The sequence below is a fragment of the Thermoplasma volcanium GSS1 genome, from assembly GCF_000011185.1.
Classification (GTDB): Archaea; Thermoplasmatota; Thermoplasmata; order Thermoplasmatales; family Thermoplasmataceae; genus Thermoplasma; species Thermoplasma volcanium.
On the sequence record NC_002689.2, the window covers coordinates 337,219 to 359,178 of the forward strand.

At 41.2% G+C, this 21,960-nt stretch carries 32 protein-coding genes; 26 read left to right on the top strand and 6 right to left on the bottom strand.

Annotation, left to right across the window (positions count from 1 at the left end):
* Position 1 precedes the first annotated feature (1 nt).
* Genes TVG_RS01755 through TVG_RS01845 form a run of 20 tightly spaced genes read left to right on the top strand, consistent with a single transcriptional unit; the run spans position 2 to position 11,596 of the window.
* Positions 2-331: a 30S ribosomal protein S17 gene (locus tag TVG_RS01755; protein WP_010916592.1), complete on the top strand. Its 330-nt coding sequence runs from the start codon at positions 2-4 to the stop codon at positions 329-331.
* A complete protein-coding gene (locus tag TVG_RS01760) occupies positions 328-726 on the top strand; it encodes a 50S ribosomal protein L14 (RefSeq protein WP_010916593.1) in 399 nt (132 codons plus the stop codon). The genes TVG_RS01755 and TVG_RS01760 overlap by 4 nt, the downstream gene beginning before the upstream one ends.
* An 8-nt stretch (positions 727-734) precedes the next feature.
* Positions 735-1,172 (top strand): 50S ribosomal protein L24, encoded by a 438-nt coding sequence (gene rplX / locus TVG_RS01765; RefSeq protein ID WP_010916594.1) that lies wholly within the window; start codon positions 735-737, stop codon positions 1,170-1,172.
* Entirely contained in the window at positions 1,162-1,869 is a 708-nt protein-coding gene (locus TVG_RS01770) for a 30S ribosomal protein S4e (protein ID WP_010916595.1), read from the top strand. Before rplX ends, TVG_RS01770 begins: the two co-directional genes overlap by 11 nt.
* Entirely contained in the window at positions 1,866-2,378 is a 513-nt protein-coding gene (locus tag TVG_RS01775) for a 50S ribosomal protein L5 (protein WP_010916596.1), read from the top strand. Before TVG_RS01770 ends, TVG_RS01775 begins: the two co-directional genes overlap by 4 nt.
* Before the next feature lie 4 nt (positions 2,379-2,382).
* Positions 2,383-2,544: a 30S ribosomal protein S14 gene (locus TVG_RS08255; protein ID WP_010916597.1), complete on the top strand. Its 162-nt coding sequence runs from the start codon at positions 2,383-2,385 to the stop codon at positions 2,542-2,544.
* A gap of 9 nt (positions 2,545-2,553) precedes the next feature.
* Positions 2,554-2,943 (top strand): 30S ribosomal protein S8, encoded by a 390-nt coding sequence (locus TVG_RS01780; RefSeq protein ID WP_010916598.1) that lies wholly within the window; start codon positions 2,554-2,556, stop codon positions 2,941-2,943.
* Between the two features lie 13 nt (positions 2,944-2,956).
* Positions 2,957-3,493, top strand: coding sequence for a 50S ribosomal protein L6 (locus tag TVG_RS01785; protein WP_010916599.1), 537 nt, complete (start codon positions 2,957-2,959; stop codon positions 3,491-3,493).
* Between the two features lies 1 nt (position 3,494).
* Positions 3,495-3,881: a 50S ribosomal protein L32e gene (locus TVG_RS01790; protein ID WP_010916600.1), complete on the top strand. Its 387-nt coding sequence runs from the start codon at positions 3,495-3,497 to the stop codon at positions 3,879-3,881.
* A gap of 9 nt (positions 3,882-3,890) precedes the next feature.
* The gene (locus TVG_RS01795) at positions 3,891-4,340 is read left to right on the top strand and encodes a 50S ribosomal protein L19e (RefSeq protein ID WP_010916601.1); all 450 of its coding nucleotides are present in this window, start codon (positions 3,891-3,893) and stop codon (positions 4,338-4,340) included.
* 5 nt (positions 4,341-4,345) lie between these two features.
* Positions 4,346-4,828: a 50S ribosomal protein L18 gene (locus TVG_RS01800; protein WP_010916602.1), complete on the top strand. Its 483-nt coding sequence runs from the start codon at positions 4,346-4,348 to the stop codon at positions 4,826-4,828.
* Positions 4,825-5,490: a 30S ribosomal protein S5 gene (locus TVG_RS01805; protein ID WP_010916603.1), complete on the top strand. Its 666-nt coding sequence runs from the start codon at positions 4,825-4,827 to the stop codon at positions 5,488-5,490. The genes TVG_RS01800 and TVG_RS01805 overlap by 4 nt, the downstream gene beginning before the upstream one ends.
* Positions 5,468-5,965: a 50S ribosomal protein L30 gene (gene rpmD, locus TVG_RS01810; protein WP_010916604.1), complete on the top strand. Its 498-nt coding sequence runs from the start codon at positions 5,468-5,470 to the stop codon at positions 5,963-5,965. The genes TVG_RS01805 and rpmD overlap by 23 nt, the downstream gene beginning before the upstream one ends.
* A complete protein-coding gene (locus TVG_RS01815) occupies positions 5,946-6,383 on the top strand; it encodes an uL15m family ribosomal protein (protein WP_010916605.1) in 438 nt (145 codons plus the stop codon). Before rpmD ends, TVG_RS01815 begins: the two co-directional genes overlap by 20 nt.
* Complete coding sequence (gene secY / locus TVG_RS01820; protein ID WP_010916606.1) at positions 6,361-8,121, top strand: preprotein translocase subunit SecY; 1,761 nt, start codon at positions 6,361-6,363, stop codon at positions 8,119-8,121. The genes TVG_RS01815 and secY overlap by 23 nt, the downstream gene beginning before the upstream one ends.
* Complete coding sequence (locus tag TVG_RS01825) at positions 8,122-8,667, top strand: adenylate kinase (protein ID WP_010916607.1); 546 nt, start codon at positions 8,122-8,124, stop codon at positions 8,665-8,667.
* On the top strand, positions 8,664-9,341 hold the full coding sequence (locus TVG_RS01830) for a DUF106 domain-containing protein (protein WP_010916608.1): 678 nt from the start codon (positions 8,664-8,666) through the stop codon (positions 9,339-9,341). Before TVG_RS01825 ends, TVG_RS01830 begins: the two co-directional genes overlap by 4 nt.
* The gene (gene cmk, locus TVG_RS01835; protein WP_010916609.1) at positions 9,338-9,910 is read left to right on the top strand and encodes a (d)CMP kinase; all 573 of its coding nucleotides are present in this window, start codon (positions 9,338-9,340) and stop codon (positions 9,908-9,910) included. Before TVG_RS01830 ends, cmk begins: the two co-directional genes overlap by 4 nt.
* A 50-nt stretch (positions 9,911-9,960) precedes the next feature.
* Positions 9,961-11,022, top strand: coding sequence for an RNA-guided pseudouridylation complex pseudouridine synthase subunit Cbf5 (locus tag TVG_RS01840; protein ID WP_010916610.1), 1,062 nt, complete (start codon positions 9,961-9,963; stop codon positions 11,020-11,022).
* On the top strand, positions 10,904-11,596 hold the full coding sequence (locus tag TVG_RS01845) for an NOP5/NOP56 family protein (protein ID WP_241760302.1): 693 nt from the start codon (positions 10,904-10,906) through the stop codon (positions 11,594-11,596). The genes TVG_RS01840 and TVG_RS01845 overlap by 119 nt, the downstream gene beginning before the upstream one ends.
* On the opposite strand, the gene purF is transcribed toward TVG_RS01845, so the two are convergent.
* The 3 genes from purF to TVG_RS01855 are packed head-to-tail and all read right to left on the bottom strand — an operon-like array spanning position 11,583 to position 13,367.
* The gene (purF, locus tag TVG_RS01850; RefSeq protein ID WP_010916612.1) at positions 11,583-13,007 is read right to left on the bottom strand and encodes an amidophosphoribosyltransferase; all 1,425 of its coding nucleotides are present in this window, start codon (positions 13,005-13,007) and stop codon (positions 11,583-11,585) included. The genes TVG_RS01845 and purF overlap by 14 nt on opposite strands.
* Positions 12,955-13,119, bottom strand: a complete 165-nt coding sequence (locus tag TVG_RS08260; RefSeq protein WP_010916613.1) for a 50S ribosomal protein L37e — start codon at positions 13,117-13,119, stop codon at positions 12,955-12,957. The genes purF and TVG_RS08260 overlap by 53 nt, the downstream gene beginning before the upstream one ends.
* Positions 13,116-13,367: an LSm family protein gene (locus tag TVG_RS01855; protein ID WP_010916614.1), complete on the bottom strand. Its 252-nt coding sequence runs from the start codon at positions 13,365-13,367 to the stop codon at positions 13,116-13,118. The genes TVG_RS08260 and TVG_RS01855 overlap by 4 nt, the downstream gene beginning before the upstream one ends.
* Positions 13,368-13,501: 134 nt before the next feature.
* Between TVG_RS01855 and TVG_RS01860 the strand changes: the two genes are divergently transcribed.
* A complete protein-coding gene (locus TVG_RS01860) occupies positions 13,502-14,335 on the top strand; it encodes an NAD(P)H-binding protein (protein WP_010916615.1) in 834 nt (277 codons plus the stop codon).
* Position 14,336: 1 nt separating this feature from the next.
* On the opposite strand, the gene TVG_RS01865 is transcribed toward TVG_RS01860, so the two are convergent.
* Complete coding sequence (locus TVG_RS01865) at positions 14,337-14,795, bottom strand: DUF1940 domain-containing protein (protein WP_048053924.1); 459 nt, start codon at positions 14,793-14,795, stop codon at positions 14,337-14,339.
* A 96-nt stretch (positions 14,796-14,891) separates the two neighbouring features.
* On the opposite strand from TVG_RS01865, the gene TVG_RS01870 reads away from it, so the two are divergent.
* The 4 genes from TVG_RS01870 (at position 14,892) to TVG_RS01885 (ending at position 20,014) form a co-directional block, all read left to right on the top strand.
* A complete protein-coding gene (locus tag TVG_RS01870; RefSeq protein ID WP_010916617.1) occupies positions 14,892-15,791 on the top strand; it encodes a selenocysteine-specific translation elongation factor in 900 nt (299 codons plus the stop codon).
* Between the two features lie 71 nt (positions 15,792-15,862).
* On the top strand, positions 15,863-16,567 hold the full coding sequence (locus tag TVG_RS01875) for a hypothetical protein (protein WP_010916618.1): 705 nt from the start codon (positions 15,863-15,865) through the stop codon (positions 16,565-16,567).
* 220 nt (positions 16,568-16,787) lie between these two features.
* The gene (locus TVG_RS01880; protein WP_010916619.1) at positions 16,788-18,038 is read left to right on the top strand and encodes a hypothetical protein; all 1,251 of its coding nucleotides are present in this window, start codon (positions 16,788-16,790) and stop codon (positions 18,036-18,038) included.
* 167 nt (positions 18,039-18,205) lie between these two features.
* On the top strand, positions 18,206-20,014 hold the full coding sequence (locus TVG_RS01885; protein ID WP_156769045.1) for a 4Fe-4S binding protein: 1,809 nt from the start codon (positions 18,206-18,208) through the stop codon (positions 20,012-20,014).
* On the opposite strand, the gene TVG_RS01890 is transcribed toward TVG_RS01885, so the two are convergent.
* Entirely contained in the window at positions 19,981-20,655 is a 675-nt protein-coding gene (locus TVG_RS01890) for an enoyl-CoA hydratase/isomerase family protein (protein ID WP_010916621.1), read from the bottom strand. The two genes, TVG_RS01885 and TVG_RS01890, sit on opposite strands and share 34 nt — an antisense overlap.
* A 51-nt stretch (positions 20,656-20,706) precedes the next feature.
* Here TVG_RS01890 and TVG_RS01895 point away from each other — a divergent pair, with 51 nt between their 5' ends.
* Positions 20,707-21,336 (top strand): helix-turn-helix domain-containing protein, encoded by a 630-nt coding sequence (locus TVG_RS01895; protein WP_010916622.1) that lies wholly within the window; start codon positions 20,707-20,709, stop codon positions 21,334-21,336.
* Here TVG_RS01895 and TVG_RS01900 read toward each other — a convergent pair.
* Positions 21,329-21,847, bottom strand: a complete 519-nt coding sequence (locus tag TVG_RS01900; protein ID WP_010916623.1) for a YceI family protein — start codon at positions 21,845-21,847, stop codon at positions 21,329-21,331. The two genes, TVG_RS01895 and TVG_RS01900, sit on opposite strands and share 8 nt — an antisense overlap.
* Between the last annotated feature and the right edge of the window lie 113 nt (positions 21,848-21,960).

Sequence of the window (21,960 nt, forward strand, 5' to 3'; positions counted from 1 at the left end):
GATGCAGGCAAGGAATATAGGTTTAGATGTATCCGTCCCAGAAAAGGAATGTACAGATCCACATTGCCCATTCCATGGCAATCTGCCCGTTAGGGGTCAGGTTCTGACTGGGAAAGTAATATCAACAGCTATGACCAGAAGTGTCGTGGTGGCAAGAGAATATCAACAGTACATTCCAAAATACGAGAGGAAGGCAACTAAGATCAAGAAGTATCACGTTCACGTGCCTGACTGCATTGAGCTTAGAGTAGGCGATACAGTCAGGTTTGCAGAGTGCAGAAAGCTTGCTAAGACCATATCATTCGTTGTTGTCGAAAAGGTGAAGCAATGAAGGGAATAGCTGGAAGGGAGATCAGAGGTCTACCTCTTGGAGCGAATATAGTTTGTGCAGATAACACTGGGGCAAGATCGATTAGCCTCATAGATGTAAAAGCATATCACGGAAAAGCTAGGAGAATACCTGCAGCTGGAGTTGGTGATATGTTTATAGCAAGCGTGAAGAAGGGAACTCCAGAGATGAGATCTAAGGTTGTGTACGCCGTGGTAATAAGGCAGAAAAGACCTTATAGAAGGCCTGATGGCACAATGGTGGAGTTCGAAGACAACGCTGCAGTGCTTGTCACTCCAGATGGAGAAGTACGCGGTTCTGAAATAAAAGGCCCCGTTGCAAGGGAAGCTGCTGAAAGGTGGCCTAGGATAGCCGCTATTGCATCCATAATAGTTTAGGTGATAATATGTATGATAAATTAAATGTAGCATTAAGCAAAGATCTGAGGAAAAAATACGGCATAAGGTCTTTCCCTATCGTAAAGGGTGATGTCGTAAAAGTTGTAAGTGGAGCTAGGAAAGGCGAAGGAGGAAAGGTTGCAGAAGTTGATCACCACTCAGGTCTAGTAATAGTTGAGGGCATAACGATAGCAAAGATAGATGGGAAACAGAAAGGCTTTGGCATAAGCCCAGAAAAACTCCAGATAACCCATCTTGACCTATCAAGATCTGAAAGATTCCAGAAAATAAAGGAACTAGCTAACATAAAGCACATAACGATACAAGAGGAACCGATTCAAGAAGAGCAACAAAAAACTGAAGAAACTAAGCAAGAAATTGCACCGGAAGAAGTTGAGGCAAAGGAAGCGCAAGATAAGCAGGAGGTGAAGGAAAATGATCAATAAAACGAAGAGATTGATGGTTCCACGCACTGTAAAGATACCGAGGAAAACTTACTTCTGGGGTCCAACGCCTCTTCCAGGTAGGCATAAGGCAGATCATTCGGTCACTCTCTTAACCATAATAAGGGATTACTTGAGATTATCGGATAAAGAGAGAGAGGCCACTAGAATACTCGCCAATGGTCTTGTAAAGGTGGACGGTAAAGTAGTGAAGGAACGTAAGTTTGGAGTAGGATTCATGGATGTTATAGAGATAAGCGGTGAATCATACCGTGTGGTTTATAACAACCAAGGCGCTCTTGTGCTGGTAAGCGAAAGCAAAGATCGCGCAAACATGAAACCGCTTCAGGTGAAGAATAAAGTAATAGCACCTGGAAACAAGATACAGCTGGGATTCCACGATGGACGTGTAATGGTAACGGAGGACAGATCAATTTCCGTTGGAGATGTCGTAATTGCATCCTTACCTGATATGAAGATAACCGAGATAATAAAGATGCAGCCAGGTAACAAGGCTTTCATAACGGGCGGTTCTCACGTTGGAGAAACTGGAACTATAAGCAAAATAGAAATAAAGGAATCGTCTTCCGCTAACTTAGTCCACTTTGATGAGGGCTTCACAACAGTAAAGGATCACGTTTTCGTGATAGGCAGTCCTAGGTTTACGTTTACAATGCCTTCAGGTGAGGTGTATCCATGAACCAGATGCAGGAAATTATCATAGACAAAGTTGTTGTCAATATAGGTGTCGGTCAGGCTGGTGACAGACTAACTAAGGCTGCCAAGGTACTAGAAATGTTAACAGGTCATAAGCCTACCCAAACACTAGCTAAGAAGAGCGTTAGAGACTTCAATATAAGAAAGAGGTTACCCATAGGAGTAAAAGTGACGCTCAGAAAGGATGACGCCGTGAACTTCCTCAATAAAGCCCTCTATGTTAAAGACTATAAAATACCTGATTATTCCTTCGATAAACACGGCAACGCGTACTTCGGTATCTCTGATTATACGGATTTCAAAGGAATGAAGTACGATCCAGACATTGGAATATTTGGTATGGACGTTGCCATAGTACTCAAAAGGCGTGGTGGATATAGGATAGAGAAGAGGAAAATCGGTAAGAAGACTATCCCATCATCCATAAGGATCAAGAAGGATGAAGCGGTAGAATTCCTAGAGAAGAATTTCAAGGTTAGTGTCGTGAGGTGAAATAATGTCTCAAGTTAAGTTACAGCCAAAAAAGAAGTATGGGCATATTGACGGTTGTGTCAGATGCGGCAGGAAGAGGGGAATAGTAAGAAAATACGGGCTTCACCTATGCAGGCAATGCTTTAGGGAAACTGCAAGGCAGCTAGGATTTGAGAAGTACAGCTGAGGTGTGTTGATGAGAAATGATACACTTAATGATGTTATAAATTCGATAAAGAATGCAAGCAGGTTAGGTAGAAGAGAAATAATAGCAGAACCAGCCGCGAAGCTAATTGGAAAAGTACTTAAGGTAATGCAAGACTACAACTATATAAAAAGCTTCGAAGTGATAGATGAGAGCAGGGGAGGAAAGTTCAAAATAGTGCTTAATACGACGATCAATAACTGCGGAGTTATAAAGCCAAGATTTCCTGTCAAGAATGAAAACCTTGAGAAATACGAATCAAGATATCTACCTGCTGAGGACTTTGGTATACTCATCCTCACTACAACAAAGGGCGTGATGAGTAACATAGAGGCAAGAAAACTAGGTATAGGCGGCAAGCTTCTAGCCTATGTATACTAAGAGGTGTAAATAAATGATAAAATGGGAAGAGGCATCTGTCATTGAAATCCCGAAAGACGTGAAGGTAGGGCTCTCTGGCACAATGCTTTCCATGACGTTCGGCAATAAAAAGTTAGAAAAGAAATTCGCCGACAACTATGTCAGGTTATTGGTAGAGGATAACAAAATCAAGATAGTTAAGAGCAAAAATAACTCAAGGGAGAGAGGCATAGTAGGCACATGGGCATCAGAGATCAGCAATATGGTAAAGGGCCTTAAAGAAGGTTTTCAGTATGAGATGAAAATCGACTATTCGCATTTTCCGATGAGAGTGTCTGTTAAAGGAAAGACTGTCGTTATAGAAAATTTCTTCGGGGAACGTTCGCCTAGGACTGCAGAGATAGTTGGCGAAACTCAAGTTTCAGTTAAAGGAGACAGATTATTCCTCAATGGTCCATCAAAAAAAGACGTCGGCGAAACAGCAGCAAACATAGAAAGAGCAACTATCATTAAAGGCTTCGATCCAAGGGTATTCCAGGATGGTATATATTTAATATCGAAGGGTGAGTAAAATGAACAGAGCGCTTGACGATGAAGTTAGAAGGTTACTAAAAATCAAAAATTATATGGCGAGGAAGCGTGTAGAATTTCACAGGCAAGAGTGGTTTAGGTACAAAAAATTAGGCGATGCCTGGAGAAAGCCAAGAGGCAAGCATTCAAAGCTTAGAGAACACCTAAGCAGGAGGCCCCCAATTGTGGATGCAGGGTTTAGATCACCTGCAAAGGTAAGAGGAATGCACCCTTCAGGTTATTACGAAGTACTTGTATATAACTTAAAGGATATCGAAAATATTGATCCAAAGATACAGGCCGCAAGGATAGCCTCTTCTGTTGGTTCGAGGAAGAGGGAAGAGATCGCCAAGAGATGCGCTGAGCTTAATATAAAGGTGTTAAATTAGGTGGTATAAATGAGAGCAGAGACTGTTAAAAGGATAGTATCCGACTTAAAGGGTGTCGGTACTTCAAGGGTTTATATTGATACGAATAAACTGGATAAGATAGATGAAGCAGCCACAAGATCCGATATTCTAGCGCTCATTGAACAGGATGTTGTCAAAATAAAGCAGAAAAAAGGCATCTCTAACGGTCGTTTGAAGAAAAGGATAAAGCAGCTTTCGAAGGATAGGAGACGCGGCCCTGGCTCTCTAAGAGGTACAAGGAACGCGCGATACAAGAGAAAGGAACGCTGGATCGATACTATAAGGGCATTGAGGGATGAACTAAGGAAGCTTAAAAAAGATGGGAAGATAGACCCTGCAGTATATAGGAAATATTATCGTATAATAAAGAGTGGAAGCATAAAGTCAAGGGCTCAACTCGTATCCCATATAAAGTCGGCTGGTTTGCTTAAAGAGTGATTGGCATGGCATTCAAAAGGAAGGTATTGGGTAAGACTGATTATGGTAGGAGGCTTAGACTCCTTAAATCAAAAGATAGGAGGTTCATAGTAAGGATCACCAACAAAGGCATCATAGCTCAGATAGCGGAGTACTCAGTAAATGGAGATCGAATATTAGCTACAATTACCGACAAGGCGCTATCTAAGTATGGTATAGAATTACGTGGAAACAATCTCCAGATCTGTTATCTTGTAGGTTATGCGGCTGGAGTCGAAGCTCAAAAAGCAGGTGTAGAGACAGCCGTATTAGACATAGGCCGCAAGAAATTTAGAAAGGGTGGCAGGATAGCTGCGTGCCTTAAAGGCATAACGGATTCTGGTGTAGATATCCCACACGGCGAAGACGTGTTTCCTGATAAGAAGAGGCTTAACGGTTCACATTTAAAGAATCCTGTTAAGTTAAATGAAGCTGTAAAGAACTTTAAGAAGCTGGAGGAGAAAGCATGAGTGATGAATGGACACCGAGAACTCAACTTGGTAAACTCGTTGCGTCTGGGCAGATAAAAACTATATCCGAAGCGCTTAAAACAAAACTTCCATTGAAGGAATATGAGATAGTAGATTATTTGCTGCCAAACATTAAGGACGAGGTTATAGATATAAAAAGAGCACAGAGGATGACAGACAGTGGTAGGAGAATGACCTATTCGATAACTGTAGTTGTGGGAAACGAAGACGGCTACATTGGGCTAGGCATAGGCAGATCAAAGGAGGCAGCACCTGCCATTAGAAAGGCACTGATAAACGCAAAGCTCAATATAATGGAAATAAGGAGAGGCTGTGGTTCCTGGGAATGTGGTTGTGGAAGAGCACACACCCTTCCATTTCTGGTTGAGGGAAAATCCGGATCCGTAAGGATCACTTTAAAGCCGGCGCCAAGAGGAGTTGGACTAGCAGTTGGAAACGTCGCAAAGATTATACTAAGGATGGCAGGAATTGAAGATGCGTGGGGATTCGCAGCAGGTCATACAAAGACCACAGTCAATTATGCTCTCGCTGTGTATAACGCGCTAAAGGAAACTGCAAAGGTAAGGATTAATCCTGGAATCGTACTCTCGACACCAATTTATTCGGGGAGTGTTATAAATGTTAGCGGTCATACGGATTAGGGGTAGAACAGGTATAAAGCAAGATATAGAGGATACTGCGCACCTCTTAAGACTGAACAGGATAAATCATCTAGTTCTTCTCCAGGAAGATGCAGTTACTAAAGGTATGCTTCAGAAGGTAAAAGATTACGTAACTTGGGGCGAGATAGACGTCGATACCCTGGAGGTCTTGCTCAAGAACAGGTGTTTGTTCAAAGGAAGAAGAAAGCTTACAGAAGAAGAGTTAAAAGATGTAACTGGTTTTGGATCTTACAGGGATCTCGCAAAGGCTTTGGTTGACGGAAAGATAAAGTTTAGTGAAATTAACGATGTAGTGCCGGTGATAAGGTTAAATCCTCCTTACAAAGGTTATGAAGCAATAAAGACTTCTTACCGCAATGGAGGCTCAGCCGGTTACAGAGGCAAAGACATAAACAACCTCATTAGAAGGATGATAATACCGGGGGTAGATCTTAATGGTCAGAGAGAGAACTAAGAAACTTAGGGGTGGCCATTATGGCCGAGGAATGAAAGCTGGAAGAGGCAAAGGAAAGAAAGGAGGAAGAGGAAATGCTGGCATGGGCAAGCATAAATGGATATGGATGGTAAAGTATGACCCGCTCCACTTTGGCGGCAAGGGATTTACAAGCCATCATCTCTCAACTCCTGATGTTCCTATAAACCTAGGTGAACTGGAAAATATATTCGAAAATTTAAAAGCAGATGGTTTCGTTAGGGAAGAAAACGGTGAAACAGTGGTAGACTTAAAAGCAGCTGGATATGACAAACTGCTAGGTTCCGGAAATTTCAGTGTTAAGTCGAGGATAATAATAGATAAGGCAACCGAAAAAGCAATAAGCAAGCTTTCAGCTATAGGCTCAAAGATCGAAAATGTCGGAAATACAGCGGAATAACTCGGTAGCGTTTCCTATATTCATATTTTACGTCATAATTGTGGTGGCGTTTTGGTACTTTGGCCATCTTGGTTATGTGAAGCTAGCGATAGCTTCGTTACTTGTTGCTCCACTTTTCTATATAACGTATCTAGTTGCTAGCTACGCAGGCCCAAAGAAAAGTAAACTTTATGGCCTTGAAAATCTAACTGCAAAACTGCCGGCTGTTAAGAAGGCTAAGGGTCACGTAGAATTCAAGTATAAGATGTTGTGGACTGCCGTCATAGTAATATTGTATTTTGCACTTAGCAATATATACATATATGGTCTTAACACTGCAAAAACCATAGATGTATTTGCATCCTTCAGGGAAATCTTTGCAGGTGCATCCGGGTCCTTAATGGATCTAGGTATAGGCCCAATTGTAACTGCAAGCATAGTTATGCAGCTCTTTGTTGGAGCTAAGATATTTAACCTTGATCTGCAAAACTCTGAGGACAAGGCTATATATCAGGGAGTACAGAAGTTATTAGTAATAATAATGATATTCGTTGAAGCTATCCCACAGGCGTTTGGATACCTTGTGCCAGATACTAAGTTCGTTAATTCAATAAATAGTGTTCTGCCAGGTTACGGTGAATTTCTCGCACAAACTACTATAATAATGCAGCTTTTCTTTGGTTCTTATCTTGTCTTTCTTATGGATGAAGTCGTATCAAAGTATGGCATTGGTTCTGGTATATCACTTTTCATAGCTGCAGATGTATCTGAGCAGTTGTTTATAGGTGCATTTAACTGGCAGGCCCTAAACAATGCTCTCACGTACTCGCTTAAGAATCCGCCTGCGGGTGCTTTCCCGAAGATGTTTTACATAATAATGCACTCATCGTCAGCTTATCTTCTTACGAATGGTGTTGTGCAGATACTGTTTGCACCGCCAAATCCAATGATAGCTGTATTAGGTACGTTGTTAATATTCTTCCTGGTAGCATACTTCCAGAGCAGCAAAATAGAACTTCCGATAGCTCATGAGAGGGTAAGGGGTGCTAGAGGAAGGTACCCTCTTCAGCTTCTATATGCGTCAAACATACCAGTTATACTGGCGACAGCATTGCTTGCAAATGTCTCAATGTGGACGCTTCTTTTTTGGAGCAGCCCGGTCCTTAGCAAGGTTCCGTTGCTGGGCCATAATAAGTTTCTTGGATCTTATCCAAGCGCAGCGCAGGCAGCTGCTTTAAATATTTCTTCAACAACTCCTACTGGTGGGCTTGCATATTATCTGTTTTCGCCAAACGGTTTATCTGATTGGCTTTTCCCGATTCTGCAGCCTTCGGCTTATCAAAATATATTGCTTGGCCATACCCCTATTGAAGAGGCCATACACATCATAGTGTTTACAGCTTTCATGGTTGGCTTCAGCGTGTTGTTTGCCATATTTTGGATTGAAACTACAAATATGGGAGCTTCAGCAGTAGCGAAGCAGATACAATCTAGCGGTATGCAGATACCAGGTTTTAGGAGAGATCCTAGGGTTATGGAACGTGTGTTGAAGAAGTACATACCAGCCATAACTATATTTAGCGGTGCGGCAGTTGGCCTTTTAGCCGCAGGTGCAAATCTCATCGGTACCGTAGGTGATACGAGCGGTACTGGGCTTCTACTTGCCGTAGGTATAATAATACAGTTCTACGAGGCTATGGGACGCGAGCAACTGATGGAGATGCATCCTGTTATAAGGCAGTTCTTTGTAGGTGGTTAAATGCGTTCAGTCATTACTGGTGTAGCAGGTGTCGGTAAGACCACTGTTCTCGACATAGTAGCCAGAGAGAGTGGGATACCGGTTGTCAATTACGGTACCCTCATGTTTGAGGTTGCAAAGAGGCGTGGCCTAGTAGAGAACAGAGACCAAATAAGGAAGCTCTCAAGAGAAACTCAAGTTGATCTTCAAAAACTTGCAGGTGAAGAGATTGGGAAAATGGAAAACGCGATAGTCGACACACACATGTCCATAAAGACACCGTTTGGATATCTACCAGGTCTACCGGAGTGGGTCCTCAGATCTATAAATGCTTCCGTATTTGTAATAATAGAGGCTGATCCAGCTATAATCAAAAGGAGGAGAGACAACGATCCCACTAGGGCCAGGGATGACGAAGGCGTAGACAGTATACGCGAACATCAGGAGATGAACCGATACTTTGCAGCAGCCTACTCAATATTCAGCGGCGCCACGGTAAAGATTGTTAAAAATGAAGAGGGGAAACCCGAACAGGCCGCAGATGAAATCGTGAGGGTGATAAAATGACAGAAACCTACAATAAAGAACAGCAGGAAGCGATGAAGAAAATGATGAGCTTCCAGATGCTTTACATGCTAATTATGCTGGGATCTTTATTCATCGTTATAACGCCTTCTTCCCGTGATGCTGTGGGGAACTTGTTGAACGTAGTGTTGATCCCGACCATAGGTTTTGGTTACCGCTATCCACTGTTAAGCATAATACTTACCGGCGTTATAATAGGAGTTATCCTATCCATCCCAAGGTACTTTTTTACCGACTGGGTAAAGATGGGTAAGATGCAGAACACAATGAAAGCTTTCAATGAGGCCATAAGGGCTGCCTACAGAGAACGTGATATGAAGAAGATAAACAAGCTCAACAGCATGAGGATGCAGATGTCTATGGATCAGTACCAGCTCTCAATGAATACAATGAAGCCGCTGCTTGTCATAAGCGTACTTACTATCCTATTCTATGCATGGCTATTCGTCTTTGTCGGCAAGATTCCGTACAACTACATTGCTTTTCCATGGGATTTTAATATAAACATATCAACCGCCCACTTCTGGATAATGCCATACTGGATATTCATGTACTTCCTTACCGAAATTGTGGTTTCATACTTCATAACGATGATCATGAAATACATAGACTTCACGCTTAGGCTCAGAAGGATAAGCAGGGAAACATCGTCATGAGAATAACGATAGCTGGCAAGATAGGTAGTGGCAAATCAACCGTCAGTCAAGAAATATCAAAGATAACAGGTTATTCTGTATACTCATCCGGCACATTTTTTAGGGAATCTGCTAAGAAAATGGGGATGAGTATAGAGGATTTCAATAGATATGCTGAGACGCATCCTGAAGCGGACTATGCAACTGATGGGATGCAAAAAGATTTTATGGAAACTCACGACAACATAATAGTTGAAGGTCGGCTTGCCGGCTGGATATGCAAGATCTATTCAATATCAGCGTTTAAGGTATTTCTTTACGCAACAAGATATACAAGGCTCGTGAGATTTTCCAACCGTGAAGGCATTGAAATAGACGAAGCAGCCAAACTTCTTGATGAGCGAGAAATTTCAGAGAAGAAGAGGTACTTGGATCTATATGGCATAGATATAGATGATCTTTCGATATATGATATAGTTGTGAACACGGAATTTATGAAGCCTGAAGAAGTAGCTGTTTTAGTGCTTAATAGGATCGACGAGATGTCACGCAAGGAAGTATATACACCTCGCATATTGAAAGGAATGTGAATAAAGTATCTTGCTTTAAATATTTTCTTAGCATTGGAGTTTGATACAGGTTGATTGAAGAAATCCAAAAATTAAACGGCTTCATAGTTATAGACAAGCCGCAGGGTCCAACGAGCCATCAGGTAGACTATTGGGTAAGGCAGATCCTAGGCACAGAAAAGGTCGGTCACATTGGTACCTTGGATCCAAATGTGACTGGTGTTCTAGTTATGGCCATAGGCAAAGCAGTTAGATTAATTGATGTTGTACATGAGAAACCAAAGGAATACGTAGGTGTAATGAGGTTTCATAGCGATATATCTGAGGAAGAGGTAAGAGAGGTATTCAGGAAATTTACCACAAGGATATATCAGCTTCCGCCTGTTAGGAGCGCGGTATCCAGGAAGGTCAGAATTAAAACAATATACGAACTGGATATGATTGAAAAAAAGGATAAGATCGTACTATTTCATGTAAAATGCGAGTCTGGGACCTATATACGAACTTTATGCACAGATATAGGCTACGTATCAGGAAAGGGAGGCCAGATGGTTGATCTGAGACGAATAAGCACTGGCCCATTTAAGGAAGATATAGCAATAACCCTTCAGGATCTGCAGGCTTACGTAGATCTCGCCAAGGAAGGGAAGGATGAATTATTCCGATCGCACTTCCTAGACATGACCTATGCTTTTATAGATTACCCTAAGATAGTTGCAAAGAAAAGTGCCGTTGAAAACATAGCACATGGATCGGATCTTTACGTGGGCGGTGTTAAGCTCATAGATGGCAATTTCCAAAAAGGCGATAGGGTTTGCGTTTTATCCGAAGACAACGAACTCCTGGGAACAGGAATAGCTAGATGTGATTCCAGCAATCTCTTTATGAAGGTTGTAGATTTCGATCACATATTTGTGGAGGCAAAACATGGAAAAGGCGATGTGGTACGGGATAGGGAAAAGGATGTACAAAGACCTGGACAGCAGGTACATAGAAATATTCGAGATGCTGCGCATGGGCCGGACTCCAGAACTGGACGGGGAAGGAAAGAAACCGGACCTCAGATCGCTCCTAATCGAGTACGGAAATTACAGAATAAAACAGGAGTTCACAGAAGACCAGGCAGCCATTAAAGTTGCTGCCGTTAGGGAGGAGATGGATCAGCTTATAAATAAGTATTATGAAAAATGCTTAGCTTTTGCAATTCCGTTTGATCTTAAAGTCACCAGCGATCCATGCGCTTACTTCAGACAGGGTTCCACCATCGATGGTATCTCTGAACTCTTTAGTTATGGTTCTAAGATGTGTGATTTTAGAGGGCAGCTTGATGAAAGGGTAAAAGAAATGGCACGGCAGATACTGCCCAATACCACTGCCCTTGTTGGGGAAAGGCTGGCTATGGACCTTCTCGTCCATGCACACGGCTTAAAGAGGCTTGCCTATATGCCCTCAAGCTCAATACAGATGCTAGGGGCCGAAAGAGCCCTCTTCACTGCAATACAGAAGAGAGGCAATACGCCTAAGTATGGAGTACTGTTCAAGTATCCTAAACTATCAACTCTCAGGCCAAGGCAGAGAGGGAAAATAGCAAGGATTATAGCCAACAAAGTCGCAATAACCGCCAGAGCAGATTTGCTCGGTACAAAAGTTGATGCGGAATCCTTCCGTGAGAAAATCGATAATATGATTAAATCTAGTAAGAAGTAATATTTTCTGCGAGTTTCTTTGATATATCTATAGGATATTCTCCTGTGAGGCACCCAAGGCACAGGTTATTGTTTTTCATAGATATCGCCTGTTTGAGGCCGTCAACTGAAAGAAACGCGAGTGAATCGGCCCCGATTTCTCTGTTTATCTCCTCATCGGTTTTACCGCGCGCTATGAATTGATCCTTCGTCTTCATGTCGACACCAAAATAGCATGGTGCGATTATATGCGGCGATCCAATTCTGACATGTATCTCCTTTGCGCCATATTTCCTCATTAGGCCGACGATGAACCTCATAGTGTTTCCACGGACTATGCTATCATCTACAAGCACTACCTTCTTTCCCCCTATCACTTCGCGTATAGGATTTAGCTTCAAATGTATCGCGGCCTTCCTATCGCTCTGAGTAGGCATTATGAAGGTCCTCTCCGAATACCTATTCTTAATCAGCCCCTCTGTGTAAGGCATTCCAGATTCCATGGAATAACCTATTGCTTGAGAACGCCCTGAATCTGGAACAGGGACGACTATGTCAGCTTCAACTGGGCTCTCCTTAGCAAGTATTCTGCCCATGTTTACCCTGGCGGCATAAACGTTTATGCCGTCTATAACGCTATCCGGCCTTGAGAAATATACATACTCAAACATGCAGTGGGCTATTCGATTTGCAGATTTGCTTACAATTGTTCTTATGCCTTCGTCAGATATCTCAACTACTTCCCCTGGTTCGATGTTTTTTATTAACGTGCCTTCGAGAGCATCTATTGCGCAGCTTTCTGAAGCTACTATGTATCCGTCGTTATTCTTCCCTATAACCAGAGGCCTTATCCCATTTGGGTCCCTTACGGCGTAGAGGCGATCATTTATGCTTATTGCGCATGCATAAGCTCCCCTTAGGCTCTCCATGGACTGTTCGAATCCTCTTTTTAGGCCATACTTTGAGATATTTCTCGAAAGCTCTGCCAGCATAACCTCTGTATCTGAATCGCTCTGGAACGTGATCCCTTCTTTTTTCATGGAATCACGCAATTCATCAGCGTTTACTATCTCACCGTTGTGGGATATGGTTATGTAACCGAAAGAAGAGTTCATTACAAATGGCCCAGCATTAACCACATTTTTTGATCCAGCAGTTGAATAACGTGTATGGCCTACTCCCACGTAACCTTTAATATCGTCGGTTGCAGGATTAAAAACATCTGTTACTAGGCCACTTCCTTTTTTCAACGTTACCTTCTTGCCGTCAAAAACAGCCATACCAGCCGATTCCTGGCCTCTATGTTGCAATGTTCGAAGTGCAGTTATTATGGGGTTATAGGCGTTTATCTTCCCCTTGAACCCCACAACTGCGCAATCTTCACTTGGCTTTTGCCCATTTATAGGATCTGATCCTTGGGGCCGGGAATCCACAGTGGGAGCACCTCTTAGTCCTGACGTTATAGGTGTGGTGTCCACACCTCCTGCAGGTTATGTGAGTCTTTTTATTATTTATCTTTCCCATTACAGCAGTTCCATTGCTCATTCATTATCACCCTTCGATGGAGAAACAAAAATTACGTTATCGCCTCTAACAAGTATCCTGTCGAATACACCTTTGTTTTCTCCGTTAATAATTTCGCTCGCGTTTTGAAGGACAACGTTCATGTAAACGTCGTATCCTTCCAGTATGCCTGAATATTCCCTATTGCCCTTTACATCTATAAGCACATTTCGTGAAAGTGCATTCTTTAGGACATCCATTGGCTTTGTGTTCGCTACAGTCTTAGGCATGTGATTCGGCATTGAATTGATAGTCTGTATATAACATTATTCCTTGTTTGATGGAATATGGCAATATAGCACTGCGATATATCATAATAAGTGTCCGTACATCACTTTTTAATACGTTAAAAAAATACTAGTTTGTGAAAGCTATAGTGTTTGGTGGATCCGGCTTCATAGGTAGCCACATCGTTAATTCTCTAGAGGCCGATTCAGTGGCGTACTATTCGCTGGAAAAGGGAACAAATGTTAAGCGCAATGATGCAGTGTGGATCCAGGGCGACGTAACTGACTACAGCAAGGTTGAGGCTTCTATGGCCGGCTATGATACTGTCTTCTTTGCCGTTGAAGACTGGGCTGCTGATGAAGCAAGAAATCGTGAGATCCTGCTTAACGGGATAAAAAATGTTGTATCTGCAATAAAGAAAGCTAGCACAGATCAGAAACTCGTATCATTTTCTATGATAAACCAACCTTCCTATCCTCTCGAGTATTTTAGGACAAAGAGGCTGGTTGAAGATAATACCAGAGTGCTCAAAAACGGGCTTGTAGTAAGGCTTTCTATCGTCTTTGGAGATGGAGACCACTTTACAGATAGGTTTGTAAAACTTGCTGAGCAGGTTTCCCACCTCCCAGAGGAAGGGAATCTTGCACCAGTATACGTTGGTGACGTAGTTACTGTGGTAAATAGCATAATAAAGAGGGAAGGTGTGTACGATATATGCAGCAATGATAACCTACCGCTAATAAGAATAATCAATTACATAAGGAAAAACATAGGGAAAAAGGAAATTGGAAGTGTGAAATTGGAGAAAGGGCTTTCAATGCTCACAGAAACCGGCCTATTCAGCAGGTATGAAGCGGAGCTTATGTTTCAGGACTACTACAGAGAAACCAGCATACTCGACAGATACGTGAAAAATCCGACATCTTACCTTGACTTTCTGCGCAGCATATTGGTGGAACACACCACCTAAATTATAGCCTAACATCCCCGAGACCCTCCCTCAATATGACTGCCCCTATCTTGTAGAGGGCCATAATATTTTCATCACTTACCTTATTTACAAATCTTTCGTCTTCTCTTAGTTTTGACAACCAATATACAGCATTGTCTATATGGCTTCTAGCTAGCATAAGGTATAGGCTCCACTTTGATCCAGAATTGCATTTTTCCTTAATATCATACCACTCTTCCTCTGTGAACTTTAACCTCTTTTCCTGGAATTCATTTAGTTTAGATTCTTCGTCGTACAGGCTGTTATAAACTGTATCGAGCATGTCAAGAAGTTCCCTCGTCTCATTAACCTTAACGCCCTCCGAAACCGCTAACCCTATGAATGCTTCAGCAGATTCTATCTCGCTTCTAAACTTGAAAAATACATGATCAAGCGGAAGATTATCATCAATTACTGGACAATACCTAACATTTTCCATATCTATCAACGCACTAATTTTATGGACTGATTAAAAGATTTTTTAGCTTTGAGACCTAAAAGTCAAAATTTAATTCTATCCGAGGCATAGTGAACTATGGATCATCTCAACGTATTTACGTATGGTATTGAAGACATATTAAGGGAAATAGCAAAGAAAGGCACAGAAAGCGACATAAGGATTTATAACAGGAAGGACGAGAATTCTATAATGACATTCTCAGAACCAATACGGTACCCTGATAAAGTGTCCTCATTGACTGATTCAATATACCCAATGGATACGTTCATAATTAACGGAAATAAGCTGGATAAAAATCTTGGGGAGGTTATACTAGCCCTTGATCTTTTCTCAAAGAAAAAAGGAATAATCGTGGCGGATGAAGATAAAAGACCTGTTATTGATAGAGTAATGAAAGATACTGAGATATCATACGAATATTTCAGTGGAAGGCCAATGGAAATTGTCGATCTGTTAAAGAAAATAAATCCAGTCCGGAAAAAAGATAAGCCCCTTGTGGTTATAGACCATTATTTCAAGGTAAAGAGCGTTGGCACAGTTGTTTTGGGGTTCGTGCTTTCTGGTATTGTGAAAAAACACGATGATCTTTACCTCTCGGAGGTAAATAGGCAAGTCCAGATAAGGTCAATACAAGTGAACGATGTAGATGTTGATGAAGCAGAAGCTGGAACGCGTGTTGGGTTAGCCCTCAGGAATGTAGAGGTGGAGGAACTATCTAGGGGAATGTTCTTAGCTCCAGAGCAATTTGAATATTTTCAGGCCGTCAGCGATGATGTATCTTTCCATAGGTCACTCAGGAACAAAGACACCCTTTCTGATCCATATGTAAGCGATATTATGAACTATGTAAAGTGCAACCAAGAGGGCGAAAATTTGACATTTAGACAAAAGCTGCCAGTCATAAAAGATTCAGTGGTTATATCGGATCAGAATGGATTCCCGAGGGTTGTTGGAAAGGCTAGCATTTCAAAATGAACGGTATCATTTAACCTAAAATGTTAGCTTTTACAGTTAAATATTGATACCATATAATTATGCGAAGCAAAATGGACGATAAGGTATTTTATGCATTGGTTACAGCAGTTGTGGTCATAGGTGGTATAGGCATAGGCGTAGCTTATTCGTATACAAGTTCACATCCAGTGACGGTACAGGCTACAGGCCCATACTATCTTACTATGGTGGTCACACCAAATAACCCATACCAAATAAATGCTACGTTTGAGCACAGGCAGCCGTCCTACTTTATTGTAGGGCCGAATAATACACTTGAATCTGCAGCTACAATAAATCTGCCAGCCCACAGAGAAATCATATTGACAATAATAGACTATGATTCCGGCCCAACGCCTAACATAGGCCCAACAGGTACATCGAACAATACCACGTACACTAAGGTCATTGGGACTGTAGGGAACGTTGAGTATGTTTATAACTCCACTATACCTGTCTCTTCCTATTCCAAGAATACTACTCAGATACAAAAGCCAGAAGCTATAAGCCAGATACCTTGGTATGGAAATTCAAGCTGGGGCTATAACATAACGCACACCTTTACTATATTGAGCGGTTCAACAATACTTGTCAACATTCCAAGCTGGGGCGGATCAACAACCGTAGCCTACCTTTACCTCAACAACACCGGTACCTACAACTGGCAGTGTTTTGTGCCTTGTGGTTACGGTAACGATGGCTGGGGTGCCGCTATGGTTACCGCAGGTTGGATGACCGGCACAGTAAACGTTCAGTAAACAGATGTGTATGGATAAGAGAATTTTTTATATTTTTTATATATTATCAATTTTATTTCTAATTTCGTCCTTTATATTGCCATACAAAAAATTCATCTTTGTTGATACGGATGCGATAATGTACGTTATTTCTATATTATCACTTATTTCCCTCTTTATGATAATCTCATCTCTAAAATTACGTTGGAAGCAAATAAATCTTTACTCTCTTTCTTTTTTAATGGTTGTCTACATCCTATCTGGATGGATACTTTTTGGGTATTCCGATTTTCCTTTAATTGTAATAGCTATACTTTTATTTTCTGCTTACTATATTCACTTTCTAACTGACATTGAATGGAAGAAGGTCCGCTTGCCCGCTTTTTACATTACTCTATTTATCATGTTTTATATCGGCGGCATTATTCAGATCCCGCTGCCAAATAATGCACCTATAGCAGTTGATTCGGCGCTTTCTGTGTTCACCGCGATGGGGGCAAAAGTATCGCTCCTAGACTCCGGCGGAGTATTTGTTATATCGAAGAACGTTGTTGTGTTGATGAGTCCTTGGCTTCTGTTGATGTTTGTTGCCCTCTCTTCTCTAGTAGCGGAAAATTACTATCAAATCATATCGTATGCCTCAGGAGCCGGAAACGCAATTGGTTCTGTAGTATATGGCTTAACAAGTGCGTTCAGTTGCCAATGTGAAAGTTATATATCTCTTCTGCCAGCTCTGGCGGCTGTGATAATTGATACTGTCCTCTTACCTGTGGTCTTTTTAAGCCTTTTTCTCTTAATCTTTACGTATATTTTTGTCTCAATGTATTACAAGAAGGGCAAGCACGTTTCGCTATTTTCCTCGGACCTAGAAGGCGGATATAGGAAATTAGCGATTTCATTCTATGTAACAGTATTATGTTTGATACCTGCGTTAGACAGCATACTTGTAGGTATAGGGTATGAGAAAAACTTGATCTTCTTCTTCGTTTCTGGCATGGGAATGGTTCTAGAAGGATTCGTGTTATCGATTCTGCTGACGAGGTTCACATCGTTTAGTTATAAGTCAACATTCCTTGCACTCTTATTTTCATTGCTTGGTTTAATCCTCTCTTTCCTCTGGTACTACCCAAATGCCACTTATTTTGCATACTATCAGCCTGCAGGATATGGTTTAATGTCTTTCCTACAGCTCTTGGCGGGAGTTTTTGTAGGTTTGGGCTACTCGTTATATAAAAATAGATACCTGTTTCTTGAATACATAACAGTTGCATATAGCATATTACCTTTAGCTATTTTCTACCTATCTAATGTTGCTGTTTATAACTTATGGGTACGTTTCCCGCTTGAGTATGTAACGCTCGCCACTCTTTTTGAATGGGTATCTATGCTTCCATTGATGTGGTTTTCTACCCACCTCTCGCTTAATAACATAAAGTATAGCGAAGGGAGTAAAGTAATAGTATCGACGAGAGGTGAAGATGTACGCTCGTAGCTGAAGCTTTATCAATTGAAGTTGTGATGTCTTTTGTACTGATATATTTTATAAGGATATCCCACCTAAAAGGAACGCTGTCATACTTCGAATTATTCATCCTAGCAATGATGGCTTCTATGTTTTTCTCCCTAATACTATTATTTTCATGGCCTCTTACCTTTAAATTGGTTGAGGACGCCATCGACATCTCTATGTTGGCAATGGGCCTAATACTAGTTTACTATGTATCGAGAACAGGAAATAAATCTGATTTAAAATTCAAAAGCATACATATTTTGCCTTTGCTGGTAGTTTTCAACGAGGTTTTAATGTCCATATTTCTATACCAAGCACTATATCATCGCGAACCTATAACAATAAACAATCTATTATCTGTGTTTTCAGCGAGCATTTCCAGCTATCTTTTCATACTGCCAATGGAAATTGAGATGATTTTTTCCATATTGTTTCTAGAGAACGATAGGCTTAAAAAGATCGCTTTTTCTTCAATCGCGGGCATCTCACTTTTCAATCCTGCCATAGTGCCATCGCGTGCATTATTTTTGTCTGGAACTATTTACTCAGCCATTTCTATGGTTATCTTTATGATCATCATCTTTGAGGAGATAGCTAGAAGGTTTGATACGATGAACTATGGAAGGATACGAATGCTAGTCATTCTATTCCTTATATTTACGCTCTCCTCAGCAGGTATACTCTTAGGTGATATCTACGTTAAATCACAATACTATTGGCTCCTGGCAGTATCTATGCTCTCTGGCATGTATTACTATCTTTACTATCTGAACAGTACTTTATTACGGAACGGTAAGCCGGGCTGGGTAAATAACAGATACAATATGTTTTACGTACTCGGGCTATCGTTCGCAAGCGAATGGCTTATCTCGGCTGCTATAGAATTTATATCATCCTCTTCAGTGCGTGGTACGCTTGGGTTTCTAACGTCGTTTGGAATTGAGCAGGCCTCAAGCCTCAGTCAATACCTTGTTTACGGCCTATATGTATTCGGGTCCGTTACGAACAACTACGTTTTCTTGCTAGTCATGGGATCTGAGATGATAGCGCTTGTGATTTTTAGGATGCGATCTCTGAAATGGAGAGAAAAGAAATGGAACTTAGCTATGGCGATAGCTGCCTATGCTCTTTATACCATCTTCTGGCCTAACTTTGCTCCAGCGTCCTATTACTCAAAGGTACCGTTGTGGGGTAACGTTGGGAGTCTTGGGCCTGTCTATCCAGGGATATTGTTAGCCTTAATCGGCAGTTACGTATTGTACGCCATTTTGGCCCTGCTATTCGGGAGAAGAAGTTACTGTAGCACATTATGCCCCTCGGCTGTAATGTACGGGGGGACTCTTGGTCAGGCAATGATAAAGTATAATTATACTGCACCATTAAGCCGAAAAAATATAGGGAGCAGGTTTAAGGGATATTTGTACCCTATTATAACGTCCTCATGGATACTCATATTAATTGCATCGTATATTTCCTATAGAATATCTGTAACAGGCAACGACGCAGTCTCGATCTACGGCATCGATCCTGCTATATTTTATTCGTATATAGTTTGGAACGTCATGTGGTATTTATTTTTTATATCTATACCGCTGATCGGAATGAGCCCATGCAGGCGATACGGTTGGTGTACCACCGGGACATTTGTCGGATTTTTCAGCAAAATTGGATTCTTTAGGCTTAAGGTAAGAGACCCATCCATTTGCTTGAAGTGCGAAACTAAGGCTTGCGCAACAGCATGCGAAGTTGGCGCAGGCGATCTGCCAGGCCAGTTTATAAAGCAAGGATATTTCAAGAGCGCTAAATGTGTAGGATCCGGTTCTTGTGTGATAGCTTGCCCTTACAATAATATATACTTCTATGACATACGCAGCTTCATTTCCGATAGACTCTCAAAATTTAGAAAAAAGGAAGAGGGAGAAACTCACCTAGATCTTTCTGTAGATCGCATCAGGTAGGTTTCATAGGCCCATACCTTTTCTAAAAGTATCTTGTTCGAGATATCGTACATCTTCTGGCGCCTTGCTTGAACCATCCTGTTGCCAAAGTTTTTGAGGATGTAGTTTTTTGCGTCTTCCAGTAGGCTATCGGCTTTAAATACAATATCCACATTTTTAGCCTCCTGTGCCTTTGATATGGCAAGAAGCGGGAACCTTGCAGCAGTAAACGATCCTCCCAATATTGTTTGATATTCTTGATTGAAGCCAACGTTTGCGTCCTCAGCGCTGATAATCAAGTCAGAGGACAGGGCTATTTCGTACCCTTCATTTGTAGCATCACCGTTTAAAATAGAAAATATTGGCTTCGGCAGGCTATACACCATAGAAAGGAAGCTTGATGATGACTGCATTAATTCGTAAAGGCTTCTACCATCATCCCCATCCGGCTTCATCCCCTTGGCGAACACTTTATTTATTCCAGTAAAAGCAACGCATTTCACATTTGGGTCCATTGAGGCAAGGCCAAGGGCTGAGACCATTTCATCCAGGCAGTTCCTTGATATTATACCATTAACGTCGCTTTTAATAACTATTAGGCCGATACCATCCTCCTGCCAGAAGGAAATATCTCTGTATCCTCTTACTCTGATGTTGTCCATTCTGATCACCAATGGTAATAGTTATATTTCAATTAAGCCTAACATGTTAGATTGAGGCAAAATAAGAATCCAGTTGAAGCGTTAATCGAGGTAGAAAGGAGTGATTGTTGGGTAACTAATCTTGTTCTCGATAGAGATAAGGATGCAAAAATAGAAAGGTTGAGAATTGGTGAATTGACGACGATCCACATGGTTAAGCCAACCATGGACAGGCGGGCTTTGTTCAACGATCTTAAAAAGTACCCGGGTATAATACTAAAGGCAAACCTTGGTGGAAAGGATTCTATCTGGGTTGAAGGGAAGAGCTGTGCTTCCTGCCGATTACTTGAATCTTTCAATATAATAGTGATCGGAGAAAGATCCATCGGTTTCGATAAAGTTAGATACAAAATCATTGCACCATCAAGAAATGAGCTTAATAAAGCTATAAGAAAACTGAAGGAAGAGGATTTAAACGTAATAGTTTTATCTATATCTGAGTACAATAAAGTAGAGTTAACACCTAGGGAAAAGGAGATTATAAATGCCGCTTTCAAACTCGGCTACTTCGATATAGATAGGCAAATATCTATGAAGGACCTTGCCAAGAATTTTGGCATAAAGACTGCATCGATATCCGATGTTATGAGGCGTGCGCTCAAGAAGATAGTGATGGAATACCTGGAAGACTCGATCAGCTAGTTTTTTCAAATGTTAGGTACGCTTCAACCCGCGCTTCTGAACCGATTACGGCGCTTGGTATAAATGGTGATTGCCATTTGAGATTGAAATCACCGGTGTTTATCTTCCCAATAACCCTGACGGATATGTTTTTTAGGGAATATGAAAGCAGAAAAAGGTCAAATTTTAAAGTTTTCTCTATATCCTTTATTTTCACATTTACCTCTACTGTATTTGTAAAATAGTTCTTTAATTTCACATTTCGGACTGTACATAATATCTCCGGGTACTTCTTGCAATTGAAATAGTTTTTACCTCTTAGATTTCTATCCCTCACTGAATTACCAGTTTCTAAGCTTTCGCTGTCGATATCCAGCTCTGCGTAATCGACGCATAAGTCTCCGCATGTTTCAATGTATCCACCAAAAGTGTTGAACTTACCCACTACCTTAGATATCACAAGGTGGTCGATCGTGAAGCTTATCTGCGATTTTGCTTTGTTTAGTGTTAGTTTCGATAAAGACCTCTCCATAAATTAACATCTGTATATTCCATATAATAATGTGAGCTGAGATTTAAGGCTTTCTTTAAAACTAGGTTATGAATCATCGATCTTAGACCTGAATAGTTAGGTTAGTTATTTAT

Bases quoted from the DNA above. Each gene is read 5' to 3' on its own strand.
- TVG_RS01875 (WP_010916618.1), top strand. From the start codon at position 15,863: ATGGACGATAAGGTATTTTATGCATTGGTTACAGCAGTTGTGGTCATA.
- TVG_RS01890 (WP_010916621.1), bottom strand. From the start codon at position 20,655: ATGGACAACATCAGAGTAAGAGGATACAGAGATATTTCCTTCTGGCAG.
- TVG_RS01770 (WP_010916595.1), top strand. From the start codon at position 1,162: ATGATCAATAAAACGAAGAGATTGATGGTTCCACGCACTGTAAAGATA.
- TVG_RS01790 (WP_010916600.1), top strand. From the start codon at position 3,495: ATGAACAGAGCGCTTGACGATGAAGTTAGAAGGTTACTAAAAATCAAA.
- TVG_RS08255 (WP_010916597.1), top strand. From the start codon at position 2,383: ATGTCTCAAGTTAAGTTACAGCCAAAAAAGAAGTATGGGCATATTGAC.
- TVG_RS01870 (WP_010916617.1), top strand. From the start codon at position 14,892: ATGGATCATCTCAACGTATTTACGTATGGTATTGAAGACATATTAAGG.
- TVG_RS08260 (WP_010916613.1), bottom strand. From the start codon at position 13,119: ATGAGCAATGGAACTGCTGTAATGGGAAAGATAAATAATAAAAAGACT.
- cmk (WP_010916609.1), top strand. From the start codon at position 9,338: ATGAGAATAACGATAGCTGGCAAGATAGGTAGTGGCAAATCAACCGTC.
- TVG_RS01780 (WP_010916598.1), top strand. From the start codon at position 2,554: ATGAGAAATGATACACTTAATGATGTTATAAATTCGATAAAGAATGCA.
- TVG_RS01865 (WP_048053924.1), bottom strand. From the start codon at position 14,795: ATGGAAAATGTTAGGTATTGTCCAGTAATTGATGATAATCTTCCGCTT.
- TVG_RS01755 (WP_010916592.1), top strand. From the start codon at position 2: ATGCAGGCAAGGAATATAGGTTTAGATGTATCCGTCCCAGAAAAGGAA.
- TVG_RS01760 (WP_010916593.1), top strand. From the start codon at position 328: ATGAAGGGAATAGCTGGAAGGGAGATCAGAGGTCTACCTCTTGGAGCG.
- TVG_RS01795 (WP_010916601.1), top strand. From the start codon at position 3,891: ATGAGAGCAGAGACTGTTAAAAGGATAGTATCCGACTTAAAGGGTGTC.
- TVG_RS01805 (WP_010916603.1), top strand. From the start codon at position 4,825: ATGAGTGATGAATGGACACCGAGAACTCAACTTGGTAAACTCGTTGCG.
- TVG_RS01800 (WP_010916602.1), top strand. From the start codon at position 4,346: ATGGCATTCAAAAGGAAGGTATTGGGTAAGACTGATTATGGTAGGAGG.
- TVG_RS01855 (WP_010916614.1), bottom strand. From the start codon at position 13,367: ATGCCTAAGACTGTAGCGAACACAAAGCCAATGGATGTCCTAAAGAAT.
- TVG_RS01785 (WP_010916599.1), top strand. From the start codon at position 2,957: ATGATAAAATGGGAAGAGGCATCTGTCATTGAAATCCCGAAAGACGTG.
- rplX (WP_010916594.1), top strand. From the start codon at position 735: ATGTATGATAAATTAAATGTAGCATTAAGCAAAGATCTGAGGAAAAAA.
- TVG_RS01775 (WP_010916596.1), top strand. From the start codon at position 1,866: ATGAACCAGATGCAGGAAATTATCATAGACAAAGTTGTTGTCAATATA.
- secY (WP_010916606.1), top strand. From the start codon at position 6,361: ATGTCGGAAATACAGCGGAATAACTCGGTAGCGTTTCCTATATTCATA.
- TVG_RS01830 (WP_010916608.1), top strand. From the start codon at position 8,664: ATGACAGAAACCTACAATAAAGAACAGCAGGAAGCGATGAAGAAAATG.
- TVG_RS01880 (WP_010916619.1), top strand. From the start codon at position 16,788: ATGGTTGTCTACATCCTATCTGGATGGATACTTTTTGGGTATTCCGAT.
- TVG_RS01825 (WP_010916607.1), top strand. From the start codon at position 8,122: ATGCGTTCAGTCATTACTGGTGTAGCAGGTGTCGGTAAGACCACTGTT.
- TVG_RS01815 (WP_010916605.1), top strand. From the start codon at position 5,946: ATGGTCAGAGAGAGAACTAAGAAACTTAGGGGTGGCCATTATGGCCGA.
- TVG_RS01900 (WP_010916623.1), bottom strand. From the start codon at position 21,847: ATGGAGAGGTCTTTATCGAAACTAACACTAAACAAAGCAAAATCGCAG.
- rpmD (WP_010916604.1), top strand. From the start codon at position 5,468: ATGTTAGCGGTCATACGGATTAGGGGTAGAACAGGTATAAAGCAAGAT.
- TVG_RS01845 (WP_241760302.1), top strand. From the start codon at position 10,904: ATGGGCCGGACTCCAGAACTGGACGGGGAAGGAAAGAAACCGGACCTC.